This is a genomic window from Oscillospiraceae bacterium CM, from assembly GCA_022870705.1.
GTDB lineage: Bacteria > Bacillota > Clostridia > Oscillospirales > Oscillospiraceae > Sporobacter.
Genome location: CP072107.1, coordinates 128526 through 153566, shown reverse-complemented (window position 1 = coordinate 153566; position 25041 = coordinate 128526). Strand labels below are relative to the sequence as shown.

The window sequence follows — 25041 nt, the reverse complement described above, 5'->3', positions numbered from 1 at the left end:
TTACCGCAGCGCGAGAATCGCCAGAACCGCTCCGTACAGAATCGGCTGATGCAGCAGATAAATCAGCAGCGATCTTCTGCCGACAGCCGGTAGGAATGGTACGCTTGTTTCATAAAACCAGTCGGGCAGCCGATGCCCCACAACGTAAAAGCCTGCCCACGTTCCAAAAAGAAAGACGAACAGCCACGAGAACAGGGGGAAATAATCGGCGCTGAAAAAATCCGGCCCGTACCAGCCGAACATCCACAGATATGGGGCGTTGATCGGTATCAATCGCACGGCCAGCGCACTGACGATAATTATAATCGTATAGAAAAACGGTGCCAAAAGCCTTGGGATTCTGTCCCAGGCTTTTCGCGTCAGTCCATAGAAAATCATGCAGAAACCTAAAAGGTGCAAAACGCCAAAACGGATCGGCTCATTGACAAACGGCAGCGACGTGACGATTGTGAGAACCATCGCCAGCGCGAACACCTTGACACCGCGTTTTATATTGCTTCTGGAAAATTGTGAAGACACGCCGGAGAGAAAAATAAACACCCCTGCAAAAATTTCATGCAGAAAATTGAAAACAGGGTTTGAAAATAGCCAAACAGGCGCGTCTAAAAACGTCACGAGATCGAACAGCAGATGATGGATCACCATTAAAATGACAGCGAGCCCCCGCAGCGCGTCAATTAGGTCAATCCGCCGCTGCGTCGTCATACATTAAACCGGAACGTGACAATATCGCCGTCTTTCATCACGTATTCTTTACCCTCCGAGCGGATAAGGCCGCGTTCCCGGGCGGCGGCCATCGTCACGGAGGCCTTTAAGTCATCGAAGGCGACGATCTCGGCCCGGATAAAGCCGCGCTCAAAGTCAGAATGGATTTTTCCGGCCGCCTGCGGTGCTTTTGTACCGTTGCGAATCGTCCACGCCCGCACCTCGTCAGACCCAGCCGTTAAAAACGAAATAAGGCCCAAAAGACTGTAGGAACAGCGGATAAGCCTGTCAAGCCCCGATTCCTTCATGCCAAGCTCTTCGAGAAAAAGCTGTTTATCCGCTTCGTCGAGCTGGGCGATCTCCTGCTCTGTTTTGGCGCAAATCGGCAGAACCTGCGCCCCTTCGGCGTCAGCATATGCTTTGACAGTTTGGTAGTATGTGTTTTTTTCATAGCCGCCTGAGAAGCTCTTCTCGTCCATGTTGGCAGCATAGATGACGGGCTTTAAGCTGAGCAGCTCCGACGTGGCGATCAGCTCCTTTTCCGCCGCGTCGGCGTCATAGCTGCGGGCGGGCTTGCCGTCATTTAAATGCTGCAGAAGCCTTTCAAACAATTCAGCCTCCTGAAGAAATTTCTTATCGCCCTTCCCAGCCTTTTTTGCCTTATCAATGCGCCGCTCCACCATCTCCATGTCTGAAATAATGAGCTCTAAGCTCACGATTTCAATATCGCGCAGCGGGCCTGCCGCGCCCTCGACGTGGACGATATCGGCATCGTCAAAGCAGCGCACAACGTGGACGATCGCATCGGTCGCGCGGATATTCCCTAAAAATTTATTGCCGAGACCTTCGCCTTTTGACGCGCCCCGTACGAGCCCGGCGATGTCGACAAATTCGATAACGGCCGGTGTAAACTTCTTTGGTGCGTACATTTCGCGCAGAAACAGCAGCCGTTCATCCGGCACCGTCACAACACCGACATTCGGGTCTATGGTGCAAAACGGATAATTGGCGCTTTCGGCGCCCGCATTTGTGATGGCGTTAAATAGCGTAGACTTGCCGACGTTCGGCAGCCCCACGATACCAAGTTTCATTCGTTATCCCCATTCCGCCGGCGCGCGCCGGCCGTGTCATACTGTTCAATGTCTGCCGTTTCCCGTTGGGAAAAGCATTATTTTGCTATGTAAGCAATACCGGCAGCGCCCGGCCCCACATGCGTACCGACGGTAATGCCGATGTCGCACTCGACAAAATCTGTTATGTCAAACCTTTGGCTGAGATAGGCAATCGTTTCTTTGAGGGCTGCCGGGGCATCCGAATTCCCAAAGGCGACGAGATGGCGGCGGTCGGGCAGGTCTTGCTGCATCAGATCGGCGATGATCTTCAGCCCAGCCTTCAAGCCCCTGGCTTTCCCGACCGATTCAACCTTTCCGTTTGATATGGTTATAATCGGGTTAATCCCCAAAAGACCGCCGACAAAGGCCGTCGTATTCGAAATGCGCCCGCTCATTCTTAAGTATTTGAGCGTATCCACAACGGCAAAAAGCCGTGTTTTGCCGACGAGTGCCGATATCTGCCCAGCAATTTCCGAAGCGCTTTTCCCCGTATCCCGCAATTTCACGGCCTCACGAACGAGAAGCGCGAGCCCGAACGTTGCCATACGTGAATCGATAACAAAAATCCGCTCACAGGCCACCAACTCGCGGGCAACGGCCGCCGACTGGCAAGTACCAGATAGCTCCGACGAGATGAAAATACCGACTATGTCGTCTCCCGCGTCGATATACCGCTGAAACAGCGGCGTAAATTCGCCGGGCGGCACCTGCGAGGTCGTCGGCAGCGTGTCGGTCACGGCAAGCTTATCGAAAAACGCCCTGTTAGACAGATTGACGCCGTCAATATATGACTCATCTCCGAAATGCACAGTCAGAGGCACGATGGTCACACCCAGCCGCGCGCCGTCTGCCTGCGTCAGGTCGCTTGTGCTGTCGGTAATAATTCTAACCATTTTCGTCTCCTTCAGTATTTTTGAGGGAACAAGGCGTGTCAAAACACGTTATTTGAATGATTATACGTTATTTACGGCTGACAGGCAATTTATTTCTCGATCAGATCACCCTCAAGCCGCCATGTTCACCTAAGCGGCTTGAGGGTGACGCCGCAAGGTCGAGTTTGCCTTGCAAACCTGATCTGTTAACACACCATATCCGTTAGAATCAAACGCCGTCACCGGAACACGCCATGATTTTTACAAAAACATACTCCTAAAGCGTCAAGCGCCATAGGAGCACGTTTTGATATTTCAAAGAAGACTTCGGCACGATATTACGGTTTGTAGATGACGAGCGCCATCGCCAGCGCTGTATCACCCATCTCGGCAGGGTACCCGCTTTTAATAAGCTGCTCGGCCGTCGCCGCCGGAATTTCGATGCTGTAAGTCCCATCTTGATTGTCGGTCATCGTGTATTTTTCCAATAGAGCCGGCAGCTGTCCCTTTATCGTAAACGTCGCATAGTAGGACGCCGTGTCTGTTGCCGCCGGTGCCGCGGCGGTATATTTCTCAGCCGCCCCGTCTAACGGCTCGGCGGCGGCGTCCGACGCCGGTGTCATCATCAAGGACATATCAGACGCGCCGGTGTTTTCGGATGTTTGCGGGTTGCCTTCGCTTGCAGTGCCGCTATTTTCGGATGATAGTATTGGCACCGCTTTCCAAGGCATATCAAATAAGCCGTCTAAATTCGGAAAGACAAATAGCATCAGCGCCAGGCAGGCCGCCAGCGTCGCTGCGCTGAATAAAGCAGGCTTCAGGCGGTTTAACGGCGTCCTTGTCGATGCCGGAGCAGCGCCAGGCGCCTTTTTAATGCGCGCCATCACGGATGAAACAAGCGTTTCCGGCACATCGGTTTGCACATCGGTTGCACGGGCAATGCTTTGAACCGTTGACAAAAGGGCGCGGCAGGACGCGCAGCCGTCCAAATGGGCGCAGAGCTCTTCCTTTTCCAAGTCTGTCAATGCGTTGTCGGCAAAGGCGCTCACAAGGTCTCTCATTTTTTTGCAGTCAGCCACGTCCTTTCGCCTCCTTTCCTGTCTTTTCGGTATTATGACGGTCTTCATTTGAAAAGGTTCCGTTTTTGACAAGGTATGCGGCAAGGCGTTGCCGTGCGCGCGACAGGCGGGATTTGACGGTGCCCTCGCCGATGCCAAGCGCCCGTGCAATCTCGTCATATCGCAGGCCTGCCAATTCCCGCATCATGAGGATCTCCCGGTGGCTTTCCGGCAGGCTCATCATCCCGTCTGCAACGGCGCGCTGTACAGCGCGCTCTTCCGCTGCGCGGGCCGGTTCATAGCGCATGTCGGATATCTCCATGTCGGCAAGCTCCCCGATATCGTCCACAACCGTCAGCGAACGCACCGGCATCCGTTGTCTTTTCCGAATAAAGTCGATACATAGGTGATAGGTCAGCCTGTAAAGCCAAACGGAAAACCGGCAGTCTCCACGGAAGGAGGCGAGCCCGGTGAAGGCTTTCACAAAAGCCTCCTGTGCAATATCAAGGGCGTCGTCTTCATTCACCGTCATTTTTAGCGCGAGGTGAAATATCTTCTTCTGGTGCTCCAATACAAGCACCTCAAAGGCGTCCGTATCGCCGTCAAGAACCTTATGTATGACGGCCTGCTCTTCCGCGTGCGTCATGCGGTCACCTCAAATCTCGGAGGATGAGCGCGCTCACCGCGTCAATATCGGCCATCGTTTCGATTTTCGATATTCTGTCCCTGAAATACCCGGCGTGCGGAACACCCTTTAAATACCACGCATAATGCTTGCGTGCCTCAAGGCATGCAATCTTTTCGCCCTTATACCGTTCTGCCAGACGAAACTGACCGACGGCCGTCTCCACACGCTCTTGTAACGTCGGCGGCGGCGGGACAGGCCCCCCCGCGAGCGCCGCCCGGGCCTGGCTGAAAATCCAGGGATTTCCGAAAGCGCCTCTGCCGATCATCACCATGTCTGCGCCTGTATAGCGCAGAATCCGGACGGCGTCCGCCGCTGTAAAAACATCGCCGTTTGCCAAGACAGGAATGGAGACGCTCTTTTTGACAGCCCGGATGATGTCCCAATCGGCGACACCGGCATACATCTGCGCGCGCGTCCGCCCGTGAACGGCGATGGCCGACGCCCCGGCCTCTTCGGCCATGCGGGCAAATTCGGCGGCGTTGGCATTGCCTTTGTCCCAGCCTTTGCGGATTTTTACCGTTACGGGGCAGTCCGTGCTGTTTTTAACGCTTCTGATGAGACGCCGTGCTTTTTCGGGATCACGCATCAGTGCGCTGCCGTCGCCGCATTTGACGACCTTACCGACGGGACAGCCCATATTAATGTCAATAATTTCGGCACCGGAAATTTCCGCCGCGAGCGCGGCGGCACGGCCCAAGCACTCTTCATCGCTGCCGAACAGCTGTACCGCCGCCGGGTGCTCGTCCTCTCCTAGGCGCAGCAGCGTTCGCGTTTTTTTATCCTGATACACAAGCGCCTTGGCACTCACCATTTCCGTATACGTCAGCCCTGCGCCGAAGGATCGGCAGACTGTTCGGAACGCCAGATCGCAGACGCCCGCCATCGGCGCGAGCGCCAGTTTAGAATCGATGTCGACCAATCCGATTTGCACGCCGTTGCCACCTCCCGCTCGGATGATGCTGCCATCCATTGTATCAAAACGCTGCAGAAAGTCAATTGCCGCAGCGGGCTGCTGCGGCAACGATTTGGGTGGTTCTTCAGTCGGCAATAATCTCCAGCTCCCGGATTTTAACGCTGTTTTTATAGACCTTTATTAAGTATAAAACGTTTCCTTCAATCGGGCCGAAGGAAAACTGGCCCTCCGAATCCGTCATCTGCCTGTCAAGCAGTGCTTTTTTAGCGCCGGGCCGAAACAACAAAACGAGCGCGCCCTCCACAGCCTCACCGGTAATGTCCTGCACCGTCCCACAGATAGCAGCCGCTTTTTCCTGCTCAAGTGTGACCGTCGTTTCGATGTGCTCGCCCTCGGCGGGCTTAAAATAAAACTTTGCAACCGAACTCATGTTTTCAACTCCTTCGTGTCCGCTCCTGCCATATTGTATCGTTGGGGCAGGCTTTCCGTGCTTGACAACCGATGATGAATTCTATAGACTAATAAAGTTACATAATGTGTCAGAAGGAGCAAGCAGCATGGCAAAGGATAAAAAGGTTGAGCAGATCACGGATATGGACGTTGATTTTGCCCAGTGGTTTACAGATGTTGTGACAAAGGCGGAGCTCATCGACTACGCCGGCGTTAAGGGCTTTTTTATTTTGAGGCCATATGCCTATGCCATCTGGGAAAACATCCAGGCCATCCTTGACAAGCGTTTTAAAGAGCTTGGCCATGAAAACGTCTCCATGCCGATGCTGATCCCCGAAAGTCTTTTACAAAAAGAAAAAGACCATGTTGAGGGCTTTGCCCCGGAAGTGGCCTGGGTCACGCACGGCGGTTCGGAAGCCCTTTCCGAGCGCCTCTGCGTCCGCCCGACGTCGGAGACGCTGTTTTGCGACCATTGGAGCCACATTTTGCGCTCTTGGCGCGATTTGCCGATGCTGTACAATCAGTGGTGCAGCGTCTTGCGCTGGGAAAAGACGACGCGGCCGTTTTTGCGCCACCGCGAGTTTTTATGGCAGGAGGGTCACACGCTCCACGCAACGGCCGACGAGGCCGAACAGGAAACGCAGCAGATGCTCGGCGTTTACGCCGATTTCTGCGAGAACACGCTGGCCATGCCTGTTATAAAAGGCCGGAAGACCGACAAGGAAAAATTTGCGGGTGCCGTTGCCACATATTCTATCGAGTGCATGATGCACGATAAAAAGGCGCTCCAGAGCGGCACCTCCCATTATTTTGGGGACGGGTTTGCCCGCGCATTCGATATTCAGTTTACCGACAAGGACAATACGCTCAAATATCCGCATCAGACCTCCTGGGGTATGACGACGCGGCTCATCGGCGGGCTCATTATGACGCACGGTGATAACAACGGCCTCGTATTGCCGCCGCGTATCGCGCCCGTTCAGGTCGTTGTCATACCAATCGCCATGCACAAGCCGGGTGTGCTTGAGAAAGCCCAAGAGCTCGTCAGTCGCCTCAAGTCTTTCGGTATCCGTGTTAAAGGCGATACGTCCGATCAGAGCCCGGGCTGGAAATTTGCCGAGCACGAGATGAAAGGCATCCCCCTTCGGATTGAAATCGGGCCGAAGGATATTGAGAATAACCAATGTCTCGCCGTCCGGCGTGATAACGGCGAGAAAACGGCCGTATGCCTCTCCGAGCTTGAAACAGCCATCCCGGCGCTATTGGACGACGTTCAGATAGGGCTTTACAACAAGGCCAAGAAAAACTTAACAGACAATACGTGCCCCGTCACAACGGTGGGTGAAGCCAAAGCCGTCATGGCGGAAAACGGCGGCTTTATCAAATCCATGTGGTGCGGCGACCTCGCCTGTGAGCTTCAGATGAAGGAGGAAGCGGGTGTCTCCTCCAGATGCATCCCCTTCGCGCAGGAACACCTCGGCGACACCTGCCCCGTCTGCGGCAAACCGGCCCGTCACATGGTCGTCTGGGGCGTCGCGTATTAAGAATTTTTGACAAAACTGTTGAATTATCTCGAAACATGTATTATAGTTTATCCGTTCTCACTCCGAAAACGGCAAACCCGGCGAAAGCCGGTGACGCAAAGCCACGGGTCTAAAGCTTTTAGCCATGACAGCCGGGCCGCCGAAGAGGACGCGCCTTTATCGCTGCGCGCCTTTTTCAGGCACGCAGCTTTTATCATTTAATGGGGGTGTTTTTTTGATTAACCTCGGGGCGATCAACGATTTTTCCCGCATCAAAAAATGTCCGAAGGGCGCAGTCATCACCGGCAACGGCTCCGGCAATATCATGTTTGTCGTTGTGAAGGGCGAAGTGGGTATATATTCAGGCGGCAAAGTTTCGGGGTCCGACTTGATTTCAACGCTCGGGACGGGTGACCTTTTTGCCGACCCGGCACTCTTATGTGACAAGAAGGCACAATTTGCCACCGTGGCGCTCTCCGAAGCCATCATTCTGCCAATTGAAAAAAAAACAGCCGTCGACTTTATACAAAATGAACCGGCGCTGGCTTTTGAGCTTATTAAAGATCTCTGCATCCGCCTTGACCAGGCCAGCGATACAAACAAATCCCTGCTGATGCAGTACGGTGCCCAGCAGCGCAGTAAAAAATCAGCCGAGCAAAGCGCTGCTCCGGCCGATCCGCCGCCAGCAGCAGACGCACCGGGACAGCCGCGCAAGCCGTTACTTCAAGGCACCTTCCAACTGTTTCCCAACGGTCACGGCAGCTATGCCCTGCCGCTTGAGCGGCAGGAAGCCGCTTTCCTGATGAACAAATCATATACCTGCCCAATCTGCAAAAACAGCTTTTCGGCATCGGTTATCCGCCCGTCAAAGCTTGTTTTAGCGTCGACGGATGACGATATGCGCAGCCATTACAAGGGCATTGAGCCGCTGTATCACGAGGTTTTAACGTGCCCACACTGCTTGTACAGCGCCTTGCCGGACGTTTTTGATCTTCCCGATAAATCGAGGCAGGACATCTTGCGTGAGCTCGGCGCAGTCAAGGACGGCTCAGCGCTTGATTTCAAAGCCGCCAAGGACACGAACCTGGTGTTTGCTGCGTATTATCTGGCCCTCTTTTGCGCGCCTATCAGTTTCGTCAAATATCAGCTTGTAGCCGGAAAATTGCTGTACAAGCTCAGCCGCGTCTATCAGGACGCGGGAGATGCCGTTATGGAAAATGCGACTGCCGCCAAAGCTCTGGAAAATTATCTCTACGCTTATGAAAAGCTTGGCATCTCGCCAAATCAGGAGCAGCAGGTCTGCATTCTTATAGGCGAACTGTATTTGAAGCAAAACGACCTGAAAAACGCAATCGCCTTTTTCAGCAAGGCCAAAGCCAACACCCACGGGACACCCGTTTTAAAAAACCACGCAGAAAAGCGGATATATGAAATCCGAGAGACCGCCGCAGCCCAGCGATAAGACAAACAAAACCCCCGACAGTGTCGGGGGTTTTATTTTTATACCTGTTGGCCTCGGAGGCGCACTATCCGATCGCGCAGGACGGCGGCGTATTCAAATTCCAGCATTTTCGCCGCGGCCTGCATCTCTTTTTCAAGCTTGGCCACCGCCTCGTCACGCTCGCGCCGCGTCATCTTGACGTCGCCTTCCATCTTTTCCAAAACGCCCTCCGCTTTTGAAATCTCCAGAAGTTCGCGCACGCCTTTGACAATTGTTTTCGGGATGATGCCGTTTTTATCGTTGAAAGCCGTTTGTTTGGCTCTCCTGCGCTCTGTCTCGTCGATAGCGGCGCGCATGGAACGCGTCACCGTGTCGGCGTACATGATAACGGACCCCTCGGCGTTTCTGGCCGCACGCCCAATCGTCTGAACCAGCGACGTTTCACTGCGCAGGAAGCCCTCTTTGTCGGCGTCGAGAATCGCCACGAGCGACACCTCCGGGAGGTCCAGCCCCTCGCGCAGAAGGTTGATGCCGACGAGGACATCAAACTCCCCCAGGCGCAGGTCTCGGATGATTTCCATACGCTCAATTGTCGAGATATCGTGATGCATATACCGGACGCGGATACCGGCGCCGGTGAGGTAGGCGGTAAGGTCCTCCGCCATCTTTTTCGTCAAGGTCGTCACAAGTGTCCGTTCGCTTTTTTGGCTGCGCGCGCGGATCTCGCCGATTAAATCGTCAATCTGCCCGTCGACCGGCCGGACCGTGATCGTTGGGTCTAAAAGCCCCGTCGGGCGGATGATCTGCTCGACAATTTGGGACGAGCGCGATTTTTCATAATCGCTCGGCGTGGCCGAAACGTATACGACCTGCCCCACGCGCCCTGTAAACTCGTCGAATTTCAGCGGCCTGTTGTCAAATGCCGAGGGGAGGCGAAAGCCGAATTCCACGAGGCTTTCCTTACGCGCCCTGTCGCCGTTATACATGGCGCGCACCTGTGGCAGCGTCACATGGCTTTCGTCGACAAACAGGACAAAATCCTTTGGAAAATAGTCGAGCAGCGTCATCGGTGCCGACCCAATGGGTCGGCCCGTAATGATGCGGGAATAGTTTTCAATGCCTGTGCAGTAGCCAAGTTCGCGCATCATTTCGATGTCGTACATCGTCCGCTGGTGAATGCGCTGCGCCTCCACAAGCTTGTTCTGGCTTTCAAAGTATTCAATGCGTTCCGTCATCTCCGCTTGAATTTCCTTGACGGCCCGTTCCATCTTCTCTTCCGTTGTGACGTAGTGCGACGCCGGGTAGACGGCCACGTGCGCGAGGCTCCGCACCGGCGTGCCGGTCACAACGTTTATTTCGCTGATACGCTCAATCTCATCCCCGAAAAACTCAACGCGGATCGCATTTTCCCGCGCGTAAACAGGGAAGATTTCCACCGTATCGCCCCGCACCCGAAACATATTGCGCTCAAAGGCGACGTCGTTGCGCCCGTATCGAATTTCAACGAGTTTTTTTAAAAGCTCATCCCTGTCGCGCGTTTGTCCAACGCGCAGGGAAATGACCATATTTTGATAATCGATTGGGTCGCCGAGGCCGTAAATACAGCTAACGGAGGAGACGACGATAACGTCCCGCCGCTCGAAGAGCGACGACGTCGCGGAGTGGCGCAGTCGTTCAATTTCGTCATTGATGGCGCTGTCCTTCTCAATATACGTATCCGTATGCGGGATATAGGCCTCCGGCTGATAATAATCGTAGTAGGAGACAAAGAACTCGACGGCATTATCGGGAAAAAACTCTTTAAACTCGCTGCACAGCTGCGCCGCGAGCGTCTTGTTGTGCGCCAGCACAAGCGCCGGGCGCTGGAGCTTTTCGATGATTTTGGCCATCGTATACGTTTTTCCCGAGCCGGTAACGCCCAGAAGCGTCTGCTCCTCAAAGCCGATTTCTATGCCCTGCGCGAGCGCCCGGATCGCCTCCGGCTGGTCGCCGGAGGGACTATATTCACTAACAACTTTTAAATCAGGCATGTAATACCTCGAAATTATTCTGATTGGACTGGTCGTTGTTTTCGTGGGGGCGATTGCAATAGCTCTCTTTGTCTATACCAAAAGGCTTTTCAGTTCCTTAAAAATGCCGGGGCTTGACACAATCAGATTCTTACAGCGGATGTCGTCCGGCACATCGCCATCCCCCTCCTTGAAATACCCGACAGCCGCCCCCGCCTCACGGGCGATGAGCTTAGCCGCGGCGACGTCCCACGCATTCAGCTGCCCCTCATAATACCCCTGCAGGCGGGAGCAGGCAACCCAGCAGATATCAAGCGCAGCCGAGCCGAGCCGCCGAATATCACGGACGCGCGGCCACACGCGTCCTAAACGTGCCGTGATCTCTTCGGCATCGTCCTTGACATATGGAAAGCCGGTAGCCACAAGACACGTGTTGAGCGCCGATACGTCCTTGACTTTAATTCTCTGGCCGTTTAAAAAAGCGCCGGTCTTTTCGGCGGCGTAAAACAGCTCATCTAAAAACGGATTATAGACAACACCGGCGCGAACTGTTCTGTTATCGGCGAAAGCAATTGAAACGGCTGCCATCATATGGCCGTTGGCATAGTTAACGGTGCCGTCAATGGGGTCAATAATCCACGTCGGCTTAATAAGCTCCTCGCTGCGCTCGACGTCTTCCTCGGACAGGATTTCATGATCCGGATATAGCTTAAAAATCTCGTTTTTAATAATCTCGTTTGACAACAGGTCGGCATTTGTCACGAGCTCATAACCATATTTCAACTCTTCCGTCAGCGCGTTTTTTTCCCGGAGCGCACGGATCGCCGCGCCTGCCAGCCGCGCAATACGAATTAATTCCTGTATTTCAATCTCCACCGCATTTACCCCATGTCATATTGATACGCGCCTTCAATTATCTGAAAAAACCGTTGTCTGCCAGTGAAACAAAGTCGTCATCGGCGACAATGATGTGGTCAGCCAGAACAACATCAACAGCGCGCAGCGCCTCTTCGATCCGCTTTGTCGTCGCCTTGTCCTCCTGCGAGGGCAGCGCGATGCCGCTCGTGTGATTATGGGCGATAATAACGCTCGTTGAATTGTATAGAAGGGCGTTTTCCACGATTTTTCGCACACTGACATGCGCCGAGTTGACGCTGCCCCGGAACAGAAGCTTGCAATTTAACACCTTGCACTTGGCGTCCAAACAGATCATGTAGACGATTTCGTCTCGTTCGGCGTAGAATCGCGGCAGAAGATATTCCCCCGCCTTTTTTGTCGTGTCAAGAATATCGTCAAAGCTCGAGCGGGACATGAGATAGCGTCGGCTGACCTGCGGAATCAGCTTTAAAAAAAGCGCCGTATTTTTGCCGATACCCGGCACCTTGACAAGCTCGTCCAAGGGCGCATCGAAAACAGCCGATATCGACCCGAATTTATCGACTAAGGCATGGGCGATCGGGTTGACGTCACCACGCGGCAGTGCGTAAAACAAAAGCAACTCCAGCACATTGTGGTCATCAAAGTTCTCCATGCCATGCTGAAGAAAACGCCGTTTCATCCGCCCCCTGTGTCCGTCATGGATATTCATGCGTCCACCCGTTTTGCTCCATACTCCGCCAAATACTGTCCGATCGCCGTGCCGCGCGCATCGCCTTCCGGCAGCGTGCCAAGCATGTCCAGAACCGTTATAATAGGATAGACGTTGATGTGAAGCGCTGTGCGCAGCTCGTCCAGGGCCGACAGGCTGCCCGTACCCCGTTCCATCCTGTCGACTGACACGTAGAGCGCCGAAATGGTGATATCCGCCGTTTTTGTGAGCAGTGCCACACTCTCGCGCACAGCCGTTCCCGCCGTGACAACGTCTTCAATAACGGCAATTTTATCCCCGTCTTTCGGCTGATAGCCAACGATGACGCCGCCCTCCCCGTGGTCTTTGGCTTCTTTTCTGTTAAAGCAGTAAGGGATATCAAGCCCATGATTGCGGTATAGGGAAGACGCTGCCGCCGCTACAAGTGGAATGCCTTTGTAGGCTGGCCCGAACAGGGCGTCAAACCGCTCGCCGCTTCGGACAATGCAGTCGGCGTAATAATCGCCGAGCTTTGATAATTGTGCGCCTGTTTTATAATTTCCTGTATTGATAAAATATGGTGTCCGACGGCCGCTTTTTGTTTGAAAATCTCCAAAAGTTAAAACGCCCGCTCCCATCATAAAATCAATGAATTCCTTTTCCCGACTCATCTTATTCCCCCGTCGTTCAATATCCTATGAACATCCTTGTGCCGCTCTGGTGACGGCATCAACTTGTAAATCTACTAAATTCACCCACTTTTATTCGGGTAGAAAATATTATATCATTCAATAGCGACTCCTTCAATATTTTTGGTAAAACAAATCACGCAGAAATGTTGAATTTTCTCCGTTTTAGATGTATAATCATCTTTAACGCAATTTACTTCAAACCTCTAATTTAAAGATCGCCATCGCCGCCCGGCCATGTGCAGGGCAGTGGTTTTGTCTAAGGTGGGTTTATGGGTTATAAAATTGGAATCGATATCGGCAGCACGACGGTTAAAACGGTCGTTTTGGACGACCGGAACACCCTTGTATTCAGGGCATATGAGCGGCATTTTTCAAAAGTGCGCGAGAAGGCGGCCGAGCAGCTGCTGTCGGCTGCACCAATCCTTGCCGGGCAGCCTGTCGATGCCGTCATCACCGGCTCTGCCGGGCTTGGCGTCGCGAAGGCTTCCGGCATCCGATTTGCCCAAGAGGTCTATGCCACGGCAGCCGCCGTCCGAACGTACATACCGAATACCGACGCTGTCATTGAGCTTGGCGGCGAGGACGCGAAAATCATCTTTTTCGGCGGCAGCCTTGAAGAGCGGATGAACGGCTCCTGCGCGGGTGGCACCGGCGCGTTTATTGACCAGATGGCGACACTTTTAAACGTCACCGTTTCGGAGCTTGACGCGCTGTCGCTGCAATATGAAAAAATTTATCCGATCGCGTCGCGCTGCGGTGTCTTCGCCAAGTCGGACATACAGCCCATCCTCAATCAGGGTGGGCGGCGTGAGGATATTGCCGCCTCCATTTTTCAGGCCGTCGTTGACCAGACGGTTGCCGGGCTGACGCAGGGGCGCGAGCTCACCGGAAAAATTGTTTTTCTCGGCGGGCCGCTGACCTTTCTGCATGGTCTTCGCCGCCGTTTTGTTGAGACGCTGACCCTTGACGACAAACACGCCGTCTTTCCGGAGAACGCCGACTGCTTTGCCGCCCTCGGCGCGGCGCTCTTAGCCGATATGACGCGCATGACCTCCTTCGAAGAGCTGCTCCGTCTACTGGAAAGCTCGCAGCAGGCGACGACGCTGACGGACGTGATGGAACCTCTGTTCGTCACCCAGGAGGAATATAACGATTTCACCGCGCGCCATGCTCAAGCCGCACCGACAACCGTTGATGCTGATACATACACCGGCGGCGCTTATCTGGGTATCGACGCCGGCAGCACGACGACGAAGCTTGTGCTCATTGCGGAAAACGGCGGCATTTTATTCAGCTACTACGGCTCGAACAAGGGTGACCCCGTTGCCATCGTCAAACAGCAGCTTGCGAACATTTACAGCCGTTTTGGCAGCCGCGTCACCATCCGCTCGAGCGCTGTAACCGGCTATGGCGAGGACCTCATCAAAAACGCCTTCGGCGTTGACCTCGGGCTCGTTGAGACGATGGCGCATTTCCGCGCGGCGCGCCATTTTAACCCCAACGTTGATTTTATCCTCGATATCGGCGGGCAGGACGTCAAGTGCTTTAAAATCCACGGCGGTGCCGTTGACAGCATCATGCTCAACGAGGCCTGCTCATCCGGCTGCGGCAGCTTTATCGAGACATTTGCCAGCGCCCTTGGATACGCCATCGCCGATTTTGCCGCGCTCGGCCTGTTCGACCCGGCGCCCGTCAATCTCGGCTCCCGCTGCACCGTTTTTATGAACTCGAGCGTCAAACAGGCGCAGAAGGAGGGCGCGTCCGTCGAGGCCATTTCGGCGGGGCTCTCCATCTCCATCGTCAAAAACGCTGTTTATAAGGTCATCCGCGCTGCCAGCGCGGACGATTTGGGGCAAAGCATCGTCGTTCAGGGCGGCACCTTTTTGAATGACGCCGTCCTACGCGGCTTTGAGCGCGAAATCGGCCGCAATGTTACACGGCCGACAATTGCGGGTCTCATGGGGGCCTACGGCGCCGCCCTCTCGGCAATGGATGCGCCAAGCGCGCCCTCAACGCTGCTTGACGCGGCAGCGCTAACCCACTTTGTCCATACGTCAAAGCCAACCACCTGCCAGGGCTGTACAAACCGCTGCAGCATGACGATCAATACGTTTGACGGCGGCCGCCGCTTTATTTCCGGTAACCGCTGCTCAAAGCCCCTTGGCCTTCAAAAGGTGTCCGAGCCGAATCTGATGAAATGGAAGTACGATTTCCTGCGCGCCTTAAACGGCAAAGGGGCCGGCACTGGCGCACGCGGCACAATCGGCATCCCCTTCGGCCTGAACATATATGAAAATCTGCCGTTTTGGTTTGCATTCTTGACACAGCTCAATTTTGAGGTCGTCTTGTCGCCGGAGTCGTCGCGCACGCTTTATATCAAGGGTCAGCGCACGATCCCGTCGGATACGGTCTGTTATCCGGCCAAGCTCATGCACGGGCACATTGAAAACCTGCTGGATATGGGTGTCGAGACAATTTTTTACCCCTGCATGCCGTATAATTTCGACGAGGGGAAGAGCGACAACCATTATAACTGCCCTGTCGTGGCCTATTACCCCGAGCTCCTGGCCGCCAACATGCCCCGACTGAAAAACGCCCGTTTTCTCTATCCTTACTTTGGCCTGCATAAGAAAAAGGGTTTTGTTGAAAAGGCCGCCGAATACTTTTTAGAAAACTTCGGCATTCGGAAAAACGAGACGAAACTGGCTGCCCGCGCAGCTTATGTGGCGTATGACGATTACCGCCGCGCCATCATCGCCGAGGGCGAAAATGCCATTGCCTATGCCCGGGCCAATAACAAGCCAATCATTGTTGTGGCTGGGCGGCCGTATCATGTCGACCCGGAAATTAACCACGGCATTGATACGCTCATCACCTCGTTCGGGCTCGTCCTCATAACGGAAGACGCCATCTCACATATCCTGAAAAAAGAGAGCCGCCGCGTCCTCAACCAGTGGACATATCATGCGCGCATGTACAATGCCGCGCGCTATATCACCCAGCAGCCTGACATGCAGATGATCCAGCTCGTCTCCTTCGGCTGCGGGACAGACGCCATCACGACCGACGAACTCCGCAGCATTCTGGAATCAGGCGGCAAGCTCTACACGCAGATTAAAATTGACGATATTTCAAACCTCGGCGCCGTCCGAATCCGCATCCGCAGCCTCATCGCCGCAATGGCGTCGCGGGATAAAGACAATGCAAGCCCGAAGGCTTAAATGGAGAATATTATGGCAACACTGACATACGACAAAACAGGCCGTCTTCTTTTCACAAAGGAGATGAAAAAAGACTACACACTTCTCATGCCGCAAATGCTGCCCGTCACGTTCACGATGATGAAGAAGGTTTTTGAGCTTGATGGTTATAAGATTGACATGCTGACGACGACGCACCGCGGCATTGTTGACACCGGGCTCAAATACGTCCATAACGACACGTGCTACCCAGCTCTGCTCGTCATCGGCCAGCTGATTGACGCCGTCAAAAGCGGGAAATATGACACGCACAAGGTCGGCCTGCTCATCACCCAAACGGGCGGCGGCTGCCGCGCGTCTAACTACATTCATCTCCTGCGCAAAGCCCTTGAAAAAGCGGGGCTGTCTTACATACCGGTTGTTTCCGTCAATCTGTCGGGCCTTGAAAAAAACCCCGGCTTCTCTATCCCGCTCAAAACGCTCCGGCGGCTGGCCACCGTTATGATCTACGGCGACTTGCTCGTCTGGCTGCGGAATCAGTGCCTGCCGTATGAGGTGATACCGGGCGTGACCGATAAGCTCACGACACACTGGACCGACCGGCTCGTGACCCTGCTCGGTGAAGGGCGCGGTCTCGGAAAAAAGGACATGCGCCGCATCATGACGGAAATTGCCGCCGACTATGCCAAAATCGAGCGGCAGGGGCCGCCGAAAACACGCGTCGGCATCGTTGGAGAGATTTACGTCAAGTTCGCCCCGCTCGGCAACAACGGCCTTGAAGAATTTTTGCTCTCCGAGGGCTGCGAGCCTGTTGTGCCGGGTCTCACCGATTTCATGATCTTTAAAATCAACAACCGCGCCGTCGACGTTGACCTCTATAAGGGCTCTCAGCTTAAAAAATTCATCGTTGGCATCTTCCAGCGGTATATTGAGGATCTTCAGGAGATTATGGTGGACGCCGTCAAAACGCAGGCGTCGTTTCGCCCGATGGGCCGGTTTTCCGACCTGCAGCGTCTCATCAAAGGCTATCTCGGCTATGGCAACAAAATGGGCGAGGGCTGGCTGTTAACCGCCGAAATGCTGGAGCTTATTCACACTGGGACGAACAACATTGTCTGCACCCAGCCATTCGGCTGTCTGCCCAACCACGTCGTCGGCAAGGGGATGATCCGGCGGCTCAAGGACGATTATCCCAACTCCAACATCGTTGCTATCGACTACGACCCGGGCGCAACGAAAATCAACCAGGAAAACAGGATTAAGCTCATGATCTCAAATGCCGGGCGTATTGCCGACGTTGTGGGCATCCAGGAAGTGTCTGCTCCCGGCGCGGCTGTTTCGGAACAGCCCGCACATACAGCGGCAGGCGTTCATTAACGCGTTTGCCGGCCACAGCATCACAGAAGAGGAATTTTAATGCGTAACAACATTTTCGTCAAAGGCGCCAGAGAGAACAACTTAAAAAACATAGACGTCGAAATCCCGCGGGACAAGCTCGTCGTTATGACGGGCATCTCCGGCAGCGGCAAATCGTCTCTGGCGTTTGACACCATTTACGCCGAGGGCCAGCGCCGCTACGTCGAGTCGCTCTCTTCCTATGCGCGCCAGTTTCTCGGCCAAATGGAGAAGCCCGACGTCGATTATATCGAAGGCCTCTCCCCCGCTATTTCCATCGACCAGAAGACAACGAGCAAAAACCCGCGCTCAACGGTGGGCACGGTGACGGAAATTTATGACTATCTGCGCCTTCTCTGGGCGCGCATCGGTATCCCACACTGCCCGATTTGCGGAAAAGAAATCCGTCAGCAAACTGTGGATCAGATCATTGACCACGTGATGGCGCTGCCGTCGGCCACCCGTATCCAAATCCTTGCGCCCGTCGTCCGTGCGCGCAAGGGCGAATATCAGAAGGTTTTTGAAGACGCCCGGAAAAGCGGTTACGTCCGCGCGCGTGTTGACGGCATCACGTATGACCTGTCCGAGGAAATCAAGCTCGACAAGAACAAAAAACACACGATTGATATCATTGTCGACCGCCTCGTCATCAAGGACGACATGGCCCGCCGCCTGACCGATTCCGTCGAAACGGCGGCTAGCCTCGCGGGCGGTATCGTCATCATCGACATTGTCGGCGAAGACCGCGAGCTGATGTTCTCGCAAAACTACGCCTGTGACGACTGCGGCATCTCCATCGAGGAACTGACGCCGCGGCTGTTTTCCTTCAACAGCCCTTACGGTGCCTGCCCGTCGTGTACGGGTCTCGGCACACAGCTGCGCGTCGACCCCGATATTATCATCCCGAATCAGGCGCTCTCCATTCTGGAGGGCGGTATCAGCGCCTCCGGCTGGGGCAACATTAAAAACGACGGCATCGCCAAAATGTATTTTGAGGCGCTGGCGAAGAAGTATAAGTTTAATCTCAACACCCCGATCAAGGATCTGCCTCCCGGCGTCCTTAATATTATTCTCTTCGGCACGAACGGCGAAAAGCTCGTTTTGCATTACGATCAGCCGCGTGGTAAGGGTGTGTTAAACCAGCCGTTCGAAGGCATCGTCAAAAACTTGGAGCGCCGCTATAAAGAAACGCAAAGCATGTCCATGCGCTGGGAGCTTGAGCAGTACATGTCCGAGCACCCATGTCCCGACTGTGGCGGCCGCCGCCTGAAAAAGGAAGTCCTCGCCGTCACCGTCGGCGGGATTAACATCGTTGCGTTTACCGATAAATCCATCGTTCAGGCGCTTGACTTTATCGAGCACCTGACGCTCACCGAAAAAGAAGCGCTGATCGCCCACCGCATTTTAAAGGAAATCCGCGAGCGGCTTGGCTTTTTGCGCAGCGTGGGGCTTGAATACCTGACGCTTGGCCGCCAGGCGGGAACGCTGTCGGGCGGCGAAAGCCAGCGCATTCGCCTCGCCACGCAAATCGGCTCATCGCTGATGGGCGTTTTGTACATTCTTGATGAGCCGTCGATCGGGCTGCACCAGCGCGATAACCAGAAGCTTTTAAAAACACTCAAGCACCTGCGCGACCTCGGCAACACGCTCCTCGTCGTCGAGCACGATGAGGAAACGATGATGGAGGCCGATTATATCGTCGACGTTGGCCCCGGTGCCGGAATTCACGGCGGCGAGGTCGTCGTCGCCGGAACGGTGGATACCGTCAAAGCCTGTGCGCGCTCCGTCACCGGGCAGTACCTGAGCGGGGCCAAAAAAATCCCCGTTCCCCGATCGCGCCGGGCAGGCAACGGCAAATTCTTCACCGTTCATAAAGCGTCTGAAAACAACCTGAAGGATGTGACCGTGTCAATCCCCCTCGGCGTTATGACGTGTGTCACCGGTGTCTCCGGCAGCGGCAAATCGTCTCTCATTAACGAGGTCGTTTACAAAGCCCTCGCCGCCGAATTAAACCGTGTGAAAGTAAAGCCCGGCAGGCACGAGCGCGTTGAGGGTCTGGAATACCTTGACAAGATCATTGACATTGATCAGTCGCCCATCGGGCGCACGCCACGCTCTAACCCCGCCACCTACACCGGCGTTTTTAACGACATCCGCGAGCTCTTCGCCTCAACGCAGGATGCCAAAACGCGCGGCTACGGGCCGGGCCGTTTCTCCTTCAATGTCCGCGGTGGGCGCTGCGAGGCCTGCTCGGGTGACGGCCTGATTAAAATCGAAATGCACTTTCTGCCTGACATTTATGTCCCCTGCGAGGTCTGCAAAGGCAAGCGCTATAACAGAGAAACACTGGAGGTGCGCTATAAGGGGAAAAACATTTTTGAAGTGCTCGACATGACGGTAGACGAGGCCGTCATCTTCTTCGAGAATATGCCGAAAATTTCGCAGCGGCTTCAGACGCTTGTCGACGTCGGCCTGGGTTATGTCCGACTCGGTCAGCCATCCACAACGCTGTCCGGCGGCGAGGCGCAGCGCGTGAAGCTTGCCACCGAGCTGAGTAAGCGTTCGACCGGCTCAACGTTCTATGTCCTCGACGAGCCGACAACGGGCCTGCACACGGCCGACGTCCATCGCCTTATTGACGTTTTAAACCGCCTGACAGATGCGGGGAACACCGTCGTCGTCATCGAGCATAATTTGGACGTCATTAAGACGGCCGATCATATCATCGACCTCGGCCCGGAGGGCGGCGACAATGGCGGCGAGGTGGTTTTCACCGGAACGCCGGAAGCGCTGGCCACCTGTGATAAAAGCTACACCGGTCAATTTTTGAAGCCGCTGCTGGGCTGCTGAGCAGTGCAAATAATAATAAAAAGGATACGCCGCGGCGTATCCTTTTTGTCTTCTGCTTTTATGACCGTTGCGTCAGGCTTCCGAACACTACCCTGTCAGGCGCGATCATTGCGCACTATGCGTTTTCCCTCAACAACAAGTGCCTTTTCTTCCTTTTCTATCAGACGGACAAGATGCTCAAGGCGTTCGATGGCAAATTCGGTTTTACTTGTGTTGTCATCAATGCGCGCGATGACGCTTTCCAGCCGCTCTCCTTGAATATTTTGTCCCTTCAGGATGACGGAGAGGAGCACCAACTGCAAAAACGTCTGCGCCACCCAGGAGACAATCGTTAAAACATTATGCGAGGCAATAGCCGACGGCAGGGATATGAGCGCAATGATGCAAAAGAGATACGCACACCACATGGAACCGACAGCCTGCGTGACCTTAACGGCGATCAAATTGTTTATTTTTTTCATGCAAATCGTCCCCTTGACATTGTAAAGAGTGTCGGCTGTTTGCCGAGTGCCTTTATTATATCATATCGCCGCGTAACGGCAAGTCAATCAAATTGACTTGCCGTTACGCGGCGGGCTTTAGCCCGGTGACGCCCTGTTTTTCGAATTTATTTATTGAAAAACGTCGAGACCTCTTGTCTATCGGTCCTGAAATTGGTATTTTATTTATTGGCAACAAAATTTTGATTCGCTTTTTCAGGCTCGCGGATATTGCATGCAATATTTGATGCGATTATGGCGCCGGGCAATCATAACGCTCGGCAATTTACACCTTGTTTTTGCATGCTCCTGCTGTATGATAGATGTGAAATATCAGCCATCGCCGATGCGGCAGTTTAGACAATTTTATTGGAGAACCGTCAGTTATGAAAAAATTCTTTTACCGCACCTTTGCTTTTTTGCTCCTCTTCAGCATGATGTCCGGTCTGACGGTCGTCCTCGCCGAAGAGACGTATCCGGATCTCAGCGGCCACTGGGCGGAGCAAACACTCCGCGCAGCCATCAGCGCCACCCTTTTGAAAGGCGACGGCAGCGGCATCCATCCAGACAACGCCGTTACCGGTGCTGAGGTTGTCGAGCTTTTATGCCGCGTTTTGGCGCCCCAAAAGTTGGCCGACCTGTCCGCCGTTTCGGACATCAGCAAGAGCGATTGGTTTTATGATGCGGCCGCGAAAGCCGTAGCAATGGGCCTCATCACCCCGACAAACGGGCGGCTTAATTTGAAGGCGCCGATGATCCGCAGCAAGGCTTTTAGCATGCTGGCCGAGGCCTTCCAGCTCGTCCGCGCCGAGCAGGACACGTCTGTTCTAAACGCTTATTCCGACGGCAGCGACCTGTACGGTCAATACCGTCTGGCGGCGGCGGCGCTTGTGCAGGGCGGCTATGTTACCGGTTATGGCGGCGCTTTACATATCAATGACAACATGACGCGCGCAGAATTTCTGACAATTCTCTTCAGAATTGCCGCCAATTATCCCACCCCGGGAGAAGCTGTCACGATGACGGGCGGCACGGTTTTGTCGGGCGACGACAGAATTGTTAACATAACATCAGACAGCGCCCTTTATTTTAACGGCTCAGCCACGTCGGTTCAGCTGCAGAACGTCTCGCTTCCGACCGCTGTTATCCGGTCGGCCAATTTGCAGTCCCTCAGCCTTTCGGGCTGTCGCATTGATCGCCTTGTCCTCGCGGCGGCCAGCGGCGACGTAACTTATACCGCCAACGCATCCAGCACCATAGCCGCCCTAGCCGTCGGTACCGGCAGCGGGACGGTGACGCTTACTAGCCGTCTGTCTCAGGTTGAGGTGACCGGCAGTCACAGAACCGTCATTATCAGCGCGCCTGTTGAAACGCTACTCATCAGCGGCAGCGGCAACGAAATTATTATCAGTCCTGGTGCCGTCGTCAGCACGGTTAAAATAGGCACTGTCGGCACCGGCAATACGATCACGCAAAACGGGTCTGTCTCAGCCCTGACCCTTTACGGTTCGGAAACCGTCATCAGCGGTTCTGGCTCGATCCAGGCGCTGACAGATAACGCCGTCGGCAGCACTGTCAGCCTGAGCGCTCAAGACGCAACCGTCAATGAGACGTTCGGCCTTAACACCGTCAGCCTTGCGCTCGCGGCTCCGGCCGAGCTGCCGTCGTATCAGTCCCTCGGCGCGTCCGTTACTATTGACGCACCTGCTAACACGATTTCCTGCCGCGGCGCTTGGTACGTTGATGATACCTATGTCTCATCTTCGGCGGTGACGCTCGGCAAGACGGCGAAGCTGTCACTCAACAAGGCTATCCCCGCCTCGGCTGAGCTGCCGGTAACCGTCACCGTTACCTTCGTCTTAAGCTGCACGACGTCGGACGGTATTTATGTGGAGCGCCGGGCCGATCGCTCCGTCACGCTTTTAAACACGACGAAGTTTGACGCTAAGGAAGTCCTCTCTCTGGTGAAAACCGGCTACAAAGGCAACTATACGCTTGAATGGGCCCAAACACATGATTATGATGATGCGCTGAAGGTCGCCTGGGTTGACGCCAAGGGGTATTCAAGCAAGACGGAATATCTCATCTGGGTCAGCATCGCCTATCAGCGCGTGAACATTTTTACCGGCTCCACCGGCAACTGGACGCTGTCAAAATCCTATATTGTCGGCACCGGCGCTTCCGGTAAAGACACACCCATTGGCGTTTTCAAAATCATCGGCAGAAATCCGAAAGGCTGGACAACGGATAAGTATACCGTTAAACCGGTTGTTAATTTTATCAACAGCGCATATGCCTTCCACTCGCGGCTTTACTACCCGGGAACGACAACGGTTGAGGATAAACGGATCGGCTTCCCCGTCAGCCACGGCTGCGTGCGCATGTATGATGAGGACGTCGCCTGGATTTACGACAATATTCCGACCGGCACGACCGTCGTCGTCTATTAAGGACAAGAAGCCTGTCGGCATTGGATAACAGCCCCGCGGACGCAACACTGCCGTCTGCGGGGCTGCTCTGTACCGGCGGCCCTTCGGCCTGCACGGTTAAAAATTAAAAAGATTCGTGCTTAAATATTTTTCACCGCGGTCGGCAAACAACACAACGACAAGACCTTCGTCAATCTCACGGATCGTCTCCAGCGCGGCAAGCATCGCGGCCCCGCTGCTCATCCCGACGAAAATACCCTCCTGGCGGACGATGTCTCGCGCCATGGCAAACGCCTCTTCCGACTCAATCATGACGGATCTGTCAATTTTCGACGGGTCGTATATCTCGGGGACGATGGCCTCTTGCATATTCTTCAGCCCCTGAATGTAATGGTTTTTTACAGGCTGCGCCTCCACAATACGGATGGCGGAATTCTTGCTTTTAAGCCCCATGCCGACGCCCATAATGGTGCCCGATGTCCCCAGCGCTGAGACAAAGTGTGTCACCTTTCCGTCCGTATCGTCCCAAATCTCGTTCGCCGTCGTCTCGTAATGCGCGAGCTTATTATACTCGTTTGAGAACTGGTTCGGCATAAAATACTTCCCGGGGCTGTTCTGTACAAGCTCATGGGCCCGGCGGATTGCCCCGTCCGTTCCCTGCGCCGGGTCTGTCAGGATGATCGTCGCACCGAAGGCTTCAATCATTTTGCGCCGCTCAACGGAAACCGCCTCGCTCATCACAATCTCAACGGTATAGCCCTTGACGGCACCGATCATGGCAAGGCCGATGCCGGTATTGCCGGAGGTCGGCTCGATGATGGTCTTCCCACGGTGCAGCATGCCGCATGCTTCCGCCTGTTCAATCATCTTCAGCGCAATTCGGTCCTTGATGCTGCCGGTCGGATTAAAGCCCTCCAGCTTCGCGTAAAGCGGAATATGGGGCTTTGGATTGAGGCGGTTGATCCGCACGAGCGGTGTTTTACCAATCGTTTCAAGAATATTGTTATACATGTGTCACACCCTTTTTATCTGCTGCTATTACTATACGCTCCCCCCGCACCCTGTTGCAAGAAAAAGCTGCCGTTTGCGGCAGCTTTTTCTGCTGTGTGAAAAAAGCGTTGAAAAGAGGGCTTTGCGGTTATACAATGATGCCGACACCGATCACAGCTGAAAAGGAGCGCCATCATGATTTCCGAAACGAGACTGACGGTTCGTTACGCCGAAACGGATAAAATGGGCATTGTGCATCATTCAAATTACCCCATCTGGTTTGAAGCCGGCCGGACAGACTTTTTAAAAAAACTCGGTTTTTCTTATTCCGAGGTTGAAAAACGCGGCATCCTGCTCCCGCTATACGAGATCACCTGCCGCTTTAAACACCCGGCCTATTATGAGGATGAAATCCGTGTTCTGACAAGCCTTTTAAAGCTCTCCGGCGTCCGGCTCGTGCTGGCGTACGAAGTTAAAAACCGTGATGATTTGCTTCTGGCAACTGGGGAGACACTGCACGCCTTTACGGACAAGGCTCTCAAGCCTGTTAACGCCGAGCGTGCCGCCCCGGCACTCTTTAACGTTTTAAAATCCGCCGGGCAAAACTAGCCACATATTTTAAAAGTCCGCAGGTCGAAAACCTGCGGACTTGTTTTTATTTCCGCCGC

The 25041-nt window shown here is 54.3% G+C and carries 20 protein-coding genes and 1 riboswitch; of the genes, 7 read left to right on the top strand and 13 right to left on the bottom strand.

Features of this window, described 5'->3' with window-relative positions; translation table 11 throughout:
- The 7 genes from IZU99_00720 to IZU99_00690 form a co-directional block, all read right to left on the bottom strand.
- Positions 1–705 (bottom strand): DUF1624 domain-containing protein, encoded by a 705-nt coding sequence (locus IZU99_00720; protein ID UOO37823.1) that lies wholly within the window; start codon positions 703–705, stop codon positions 1–3.
- The gene (gene ychF / locus IZU99_00715) at positions 702–1796 is read right to left on the bottom strand and encodes a redox-regulated ATPase YchF (GenBank protein ID UOO37822.1); all 1095 of its coding nucleotides are present in this window, start codon (positions 1794–1796) and stop codon (positions 702–704) included. Before ychF ends, IZU99_00720 begins: the two co-directional genes overlap by 4 nt.
- 77 nt (positions 1797–1873) lie before the next feature.
- Positions 1874–2710: a DegV family protein gene (locus IZU99_00710; protein ID UOO37821.1), complete on the bottom strand. Its 837-nt coding sequence runs from the start codon at positions 2708–2710 to the stop codon at positions 1874–1876.
- A 317-nt stretch (positions 2711–3027) separates the two neighbouring features.
- Positions 3028–3768 (bottom strand): zf-HC2 domain-containing protein, encoded by a 741-nt coding sequence (locus IZU99_00705; protein UOO37820.1) that lies wholly within the window; start codon positions 3766–3768, stop codon positions 3028–3030.
- Positions 3761–4393, bottom strand: a complete 633-nt coding sequence (locus IZU99_00700; protein UOO37819.1) for a sigma-70 family RNA polymerase sigma factor — start codon at positions 4391–4393, stop codon at positions 3761–3763. Before IZU99_00700 ends, IZU99_00705 begins: the two co-directional genes overlap by 8 nt.
- A 4-nt stretch (positions 4394–4397) precedes the next feature.
- Positions 4398–5366, bottom strand: coding sequence for a tRNA dihydrouridine synthase DusB (dusB, locus tag IZU99_00695; protein ID UOO38701.1), 969 nt, complete (start codon positions 5364–5366; stop codon positions 4398–4400).
- A 106-nt stretch (positions 5367–5472) separates the two neighbouring features.
- The gene (locus IZU99_00690; protein UOO37818.1) at positions 5473–5778 is read right to left on the bottom strand and encodes a hypothetical protein; all 306 of its coding nucleotides are present in this window, start codon (positions 5776–5778) and stop codon (positions 5473–5475) included.
- A gap of 127 nt (positions 5779–5905) precedes the next feature.
- Here IZU99_00690 and IZU99_00685 point away from each other — a divergent pair, with 127 nt between their 5' ends.
- Both IZU99_00685 and IZU99_00680 read left to right on the top strand, forming a co-directional pair.
- Positions 5906–7342, top strand: coding sequence for a proline--tRNA ligase (locus IZU99_00685; GenBank protein UOO37817.1), 1437 nt, complete (start codon positions 5906–5908; stop codon positions 7340–7342).
- 60 nt (positions 7343–7402) lie between these two features.
- Positions 7403–7486: riboswitch (cyclic di-GMP riboswitch) on the top strand.
- A 70-nt stretch (positions 7487–7556) separates the two neighbouring features.
- On the top strand, positions 7557–8783 hold the full coding sequence (locus tag IZU99_00680) for a DUF2225 domain-containing protein (protein ID UOO37816.1): 1227 nt from the start codon (positions 7557–7559) through the stop codon (positions 8781–8783).
- Positions 8784–8821: 38 nt separating this feature from the next.
- Here the strand turns inward: IZU99_00680 and uvrB are convergent, their stop codons facing one another.
- The 4 genes from uvrB to pyrE all read right to left on the bottom strand — a co-directional run bounded on the left by uvrB (position 8822) and on the right by pyrE (position 13009).
- A complete protein-coding gene (uvrB, locus tag IZU99_00675; protein UOO37815.1) occupies positions 8822–10792 on the bottom strand; it encodes an excinuclease ABC subunit UvrB in 1971 nt (656 codons plus the stop codon).
- Positions 10793–10864: 72 nt separating this feature from the next.
- Positions 10865–11647 carry an inositol monophosphatase gene (locus IZU99_00670; GenBank protein ID UOO37814.1) on the bottom strand — a complete coding sequence of 261 codons (783 nt, stop codon included), beginning with the start codon at positions 11645–11647 and terminating at the stop codon, positions 10865–10867.
- A 37-nt stretch (positions 11648–11684) separates the two neighbouring features.
- On the bottom strand, positions 11685–12359 hold the full coding sequence (radC, locus tag IZU99_00665) for a DNA repair protein RadC (protein UOO37813.1): 675 nt from the start codon (positions 12357–12359) through the stop codon (positions 11685–11687).
- Entirely contained in the window at positions 12356–13009 is a 654-nt protein-coding gene (pyrE, locus tag IZU99_00660; protein UOO37812.1) for an orotate phosphoribosyltransferase, read from the bottom strand. Before pyrE ends, radC begins: the two co-directional genes overlap by 4 nt.
- 290 nt (positions 13010–13299) lie before the next feature.
- Here pyrE and IZU99_00655 point away from each other — a divergent pair, with 290 nt between their 5' ends.
- From IZU99_00655 to uvrA, 3 genes are read left to right on the top strand one after another with little or no spacing between them, the layout of a single operon-like run.
- Positions 13300–16251: a 2-hydroxyacyl-CoA dehydratase gene (locus tag IZU99_00655; protein UOO37811.1), complete on the top strand. Its 2952-nt coding sequence runs from the start codon at positions 13300–13302 to the stop codon at positions 16249–16251.
- Between the two features lie 12 nt (positions 16252–16263).
- On the top strand, positions 16264–17607 hold the full coding sequence (locus IZU99_00650) for a 2-hydroxyacyl-CoA dehydratase (protein ID UOO37810.1): 1344 nt from the start codon (positions 16264–16266) through the stop codon (positions 17605–17607).
- Between the two features lie 39 nt (positions 17608–17646).
- Entirely contained in the window at positions 17647–20475 is a 2829-nt protein-coding gene (gene uvrA, locus IZU99_00645; GenBank protein UOO37809.1) for an excinuclease ABC subunit UvrA, read from the top strand.
- A 95-nt stretch (positions 20476–20570) separates the two neighbouring features.
- Here uvrA and IZU99_00640 read toward each other — a convergent pair whose 3' ends face one another.
- Positions 20571–20936 carry a hypothetical protein gene (locus tag IZU99_00640; GenBank protein UOO37808.1) on the bottom strand — a complete coding sequence of 122 codons (366 nt, stop codon included), beginning with the start codon at positions 20934–20936 and terminating at the stop codon, positions 20571–20573.
- Positions 20937–21340: 404 nt separating this feature from the next.
- Here IZU99_00640 and IZU99_00635 point away from each other — a divergent pair, with 404 nt between their 5' ends.
- Positions 21341–23404 (top strand): S-layer homology domain-containing protein, encoded by a 2064-nt coding sequence (locus IZU99_00635; protein ID UOO37807.1) that lies wholly within the window; start codon positions 21341–21343, stop codon positions 23402–23404.
- A gap of 96 nt (positions 23405–23500) precedes the next feature.
- On the opposite strand, the gene IZU99_00630 is transcribed toward IZU99_00635, so the two are convergent.
- Positions 23501–24394, bottom strand: a complete 894-nt coding sequence (locus tag IZU99_00630) for a cysteine synthase family protein (GenBank protein ID UOO37806.1) — start codon at positions 24392–24394, stop codon at positions 23501–23503.
- A gap of 174 nt (positions 24395–24568) precedes the next feature.
- On the opposite strand from IZU99_00630, the gene IZU99_00625 reads away from it, so the two are divergent.
- On the top strand, positions 24569–24982 hold the full coding sequence (locus IZU99_00625; protein UOO37805.1) for an acyl-CoA thioesterase: 414 nt from the start codon (positions 24569–24571) through the stop codon (positions 24980–24982).
- Positions 24983–25041: the final 59 nt, after the last annotated feature.

Excerpts from the sequence above, each read along its gene's own strand:
- IZU99_00635 (UOO37807.1), top strand. The coding sequence starts at position 21,341 with ATGAAAAAATTCTTTTACCGCACCTTTGCTTTTTTGCTCCTCTTCAGC.
- IZU99_00685 (UOO37817.1), top strand. The coding sequence starts at position 5,906 with ATGGCAAAGGATAAAAAGGTTGAGCAGATCACGGATATGGACGTTGAT.
- IZU99_00630 (UOO37806.1), bottom strand. The coding sequence starts at position 24,394 with ATGTATAACAATATTCTTGAAACGATTGGTAAAACACCGCTCGTGCGG.
- IZU99_00650 (UOO37810.1), top strand. The coding sequence starts at position 16,264 with ATGGCAACACTGACATACGACAAAACAGGCCGTCTTCTTTTCACAAAG.
- radC (UOO37813.1), bottom strand. The coding sequence starts at position 12,359 with ATGAATATCCATGACGGACACAGGGGGCGGATGAAACGGCGTTTTCTT.
- pyrE (UOO37812.1), bottom strand. The coding sequence starts at position 13,009 with ATGAGTCGGGAAAAGGAATTCATTGATTTTATGATGGGAGCGGGCGTT.
- uvrA (UOO37809.1), top strand. The coding sequence starts at position 17,647 with ATGCGTAACAACATTTTCGTCAAAGGCGCCAGAGAGAACAACTTAAAA.
- IZU99_00655 (UOO37811.1), top strand. The coding sequence starts at position 13,300 with ATGGGTTATAAAATTGGAATCGATATCGGCAGCACGACGGTTAAAACG.
- uvrB (UOO37815.1), bottom strand. The coding sequence starts at position 10,792 with ATGCCTGATTTAAAAGTTGTTAGTGAATATAGTCCCTCCGGCGACCAG.
- IZU99_00625 (UOO37805.1), top strand. The coding sequence starts at position 24,569 with ATGATTTCCGAAACGAGACTGACGGTTCGTTACGCCGAAACGGATAAA.
- ychF (UOO37822.1), bottom strand. The coding sequence starts at position 1,796 with ATGAAACTTGGTATCGTGGGGCTGCCGAACGTCGGCAAGTCTACGCTA.
- IZU99_00710 (UOO37821.1), bottom strand. The coding sequence starts at position 2,710 with ATGGTTAGAATTATTACCGACAGCACAAGCGACCTGACGCAGGCAGAC.
- IZU99_00700 (UOO37819.1), bottom strand. The coding sequence starts at position 4,393 with ATGACGCACGCGGAAGAGCAGGCCGTCATACATAAGGTTCTTGACGGC.
- IZU99_00640 (UOO37808.1), bottom strand. The coding sequence starts at position 20,936 with ATGAAAAAAATAAACAATTTGATCGCCGTTAAGGTCACGCAGGCTGTC.
- IZU99_00690 (UOO37818.1), bottom strand. The coding sequence starts at position 5,778 with ATGAGTTCGGTTGCAAAGTTTTATTTTAAGCCCGCCGAGGGCGAGCAC.
- IZU99_00720 (UOO37823.1), bottom strand. The coding sequence starts at position 705 with ATGACGACGCAGCGGCGGATTGACCTAATTGACGCGCTGCGGGGGCTC.